Origin of the sequence: Mesorhizobium sp. M2A.F.Ca.ET.037.01.1.1 (assembly GCF_003998075.1) — a bacterium.
Lineage (GTDB): Bacteria > Pseudomonadota > Alphaproteobacteria > Rhizobiales > Rhizobiaceae > Mesorhizobium.
Window position 1 is genome coordinate 1 of the sequence record NZ_RZSA01000920.1, and the last position, 2,594, is coordinate 2,594.

3 protein-coding genes and 2 pseudogenes are annotated in these 2,594 nt (G+C 64.6%); 2 read left to right on the top strand and 3 right to left on the bottom strand.

Annotated elements, in window-relative coordinates; all coding sequences use genetic code 11:
• A pseudogene (locus EOA27_RS31305) lies at nt 1–565 on the top strand (NADH-quinone oxidoreductase subunit D); the annotation flags it as partial.
• Nucleotides 566–647: 82 nt separating this feature from the next.
• Here EOA27_RS31305 and EOA27_RS31310 read toward each other — a convergent pair.
• On the bottom strand, nt 648–1,082 hold the full coding sequence (locus EOA27_RS31310) for a hypothetical protein (protein ID WP_126081257.1): 435 nt from the start codon (nt 1,080–1,082) through the stop codon (nt 648–650).
• 290 nt (nt 1,083–1,372) lie between these two features.
• Between EOA27_RS31310 and EOA27_RS42500 the strand changes: the two genes are divergently transcribed.
• Nucleotides 1,373–1,555 (top strand): hypothetical protein, encoded by a 183-nt coding sequence (locus EOA27_RS42500; protein ID WP_126081256.1) that lies wholly within the window; start codon nt 1,373–1,375, stop codon nt 1,553–1,555.
• Nucleotides 1,556–1,616: 61 nt separating this feature from the next.
• On the opposite strand, the gene EOA27_RS31320 is transcribed toward EOA27_RS42500, so the two are convergent.
• On the bottom strand, nt 1,617–2,207 hold the full coding sequence (locus tag EOA27_RS31320) for a hypothetical protein (RefSeq protein WP_126081255.1): 591 nt from the start codon (nt 2,205–2,207) through the stop codon (nt 1,617–1,619).
• A gap of 83 nt (nt 2,208–2,290) precedes the next feature.
• Nucleotides 2,291–2,594, bottom strand: a pseudogene (locus EOA27_RS31325) (gfo/Idh/MocA family oxidoreductase); the annotation flags it as partial.

The window sequence follows — 2,594 nt, forward strand, 5'->3', positions numbered from 1 at the left end:
CGATGACGCATGGGCGTTGGGTTTCTCCGGGCCCATGGTGCGCGGCTCGGGCGCCGCCTGGGACCTGCGCAAGGCGCAGCCCTATGAATGCTATCCCGAGATGGAGTTCGATATCCCGGTCGGCAAGAACGGCGACTGCTACGACCGCTATCTGGTACGCATGGAAGAGATGCGCCAGTCGGTGAGCATCATGCGGCAGTGCCTGCAGAAGCTGCGCTCAGCCGACGGCCAGGGTCCGGTCGCGGTTGCCAATCAGAAGATCACACCGCCGCCGCGCGCCACCATGAAGCGCTCCATGGAAGCGACCATCCATCATTTCAAGCTTTATACCGAAGGACACCGCGTGCCGCGTGGCGAGGTCTACGCCGCGGTTGAGGCGCCGAAGGGCGAGTTCGGCGTCTATCTGGTCTCCGACGGCGGCAACATTCCCTATCGCTGCAAGATACGGGCGCCATCCTTCGCCCATCTGCAGGCGATCGATTTCCTGTCGCGCGGGCACATGGTGGCGGATGTCGCGGCGATCATCGGTTCGCTCGACATCGTCTTCGGCGAGATCGACCGCTAACGCAAGGAGGGCGGAGAACTCGCCAGATCTCCGTTACTCCTATCAAGATCTCGAACCAACGCCCCGGTGCGTAGGTGCACGCCTAGTGCATGAACACAGCTCTCAGCCACGCAAGGATGCCCGCACCCGGAGAGACCGCCGCGCGCACGCGCGACGCCGCCCAGCGCGCCGGCATGTTGGCGCCGACATGACAATGGCAGACAACCTCATGCAGTTGCCAGTCGCTCATCTCGAAGAAGCGCTTGGCTTCGCCATACGAGTCATCCTGCAGGCCCTGCGCACGGAAGATCGGATCTTCGAATGCGACGGTGATCGCCGATCCGTCGGTGCGCATTCTTTCACGCACGTCGGGTGGAGCGTATTCGGTGCCCGCCAACGCCGTGAGGCGGCGGCTGGGGCTTTGTTCGAGAAGTTGCGCCCAGCGCTCAAGGCGCTGGCCCCGGTTGGCGATGAGAGCCGGTGCTTCGGCCTGAACGTCGGCAACGGCGTTGATTTGGTCAAGGGTTTGGTGCTTCACGGCCGTCTCCTGTATCGACAGATGATCACCCGCCCACACTGGGAACTAAGGCGCCGCCCAACGCCGGCAAGGGCCGAAACGGACCCGCGGAATCATTTGATCGTTCTCGCGGCGCGATCGTGTGGGAACGATCCGCTGGCGCGGCCGTTCTGCCAGCTTGCGCCGCCGATCGCTCCTGACGAAACCGTCTGAATACGGCGATCGCCTCCATCATTTTCAGGTCGGGCAGGACATCCCGCTTGTCGGGATCGCGTAGAGCCTGCCAAGGCGCCGAGCGGAAGGAAAAAGCGATGGCCATTCTCCCCAATCCGGACCCGTCTCCAACGCCGGTGCCCACGCCTCCGCCCATCCCGGAACCCAAGCCGATGCGCGAGCCGGATCCGGATCGGCTTCCCGATGAGGCGCCGATCCCCAATCCCGATGAGAATGACGAGCCGCCCAAGCATTCCACGCCCAGGCGGCCCCGACCTTGACCGGCTCACGGGAGGCGCGCCGGACGCACGTCGCGATCAAGGGCTAGTTTGCGGGAGTCGCTTAGCCAGCCTCATCGACGTTCGGCAATTCAAGCGCTGAACGCAGTAAACCGCGATCGCGCTGGTAGAGGGTAGAATATGTGACCGGCTCCAACAAATCGGCGTAGGGCCGGAAATCCGCGATGCGCTTGTTGAAGGGCATCGCCCCGCAGCCGGGAACCAGACAATCCCGATTTCCCTTCGGACAGCGGTTGAAGGAGCAAAGCCGGCCAAGGTAGTGGTCGCTGCCGGGCTCGAACAGGAAAACGTCGAGTTGATGGTCGGCGACACTGATGCCAAGCCCGGCCTCGAACGCCTGCCGCAGCGCCGCGGCGCCCTTACGGCGCAACTCGCCAAGCCGGTGTTGCGAGTCGACCCAGACAGCCAGGTCGAGGTCGCTGCATTCATGCCAAACATCGATACCCGCGCGGCGGAAGTCGCTGAACCTCGGAATCTCCTTCCAGAGCGGTTTCGCCACCGAGCCGATGACAGCGATCGCCTTGATCTCGGGGAACGCCATCCAGGACTGCGTGACGACATCGGCGGCCTGGCGGAATTCGCGCTGGCGCCGCAGGAGGTAACGGTTCTGCTCTTCGATCTGCGCGCGCTTCATGGTTCACCGAGGCGGCTTTATCAAACTGCGTTTGCGGCCATCGGAGGCTGAGTTTGGCAAGCCGTCAAGAGTGCGATTGCCCCTCAACCAAGCCTCGCCTGCGTCCAAGCTCCTCCAGCCGCGTTCGACTCCACCGCCGCCGCCACGAACTTCACGCCACGCGCGCCGTCGACCACGTCGGGCACCTGCGCTGCCCGCGCGGCATCGACCGCGCCACCCGATCGATGCGCGCGGATGATGTCGGCGGCGTCACGGTAGAAATTGGCGAAGGCCTCGATGTAGCCTTCCGGGTGCGCTGCCGGCATGCGCGACACGCGCCTCGCTTCCGCCGTCGCGCCATGGCCGCCGCGCACCAGCGTGCGCGTCTCCTCGCCATAGGGCGAGAAG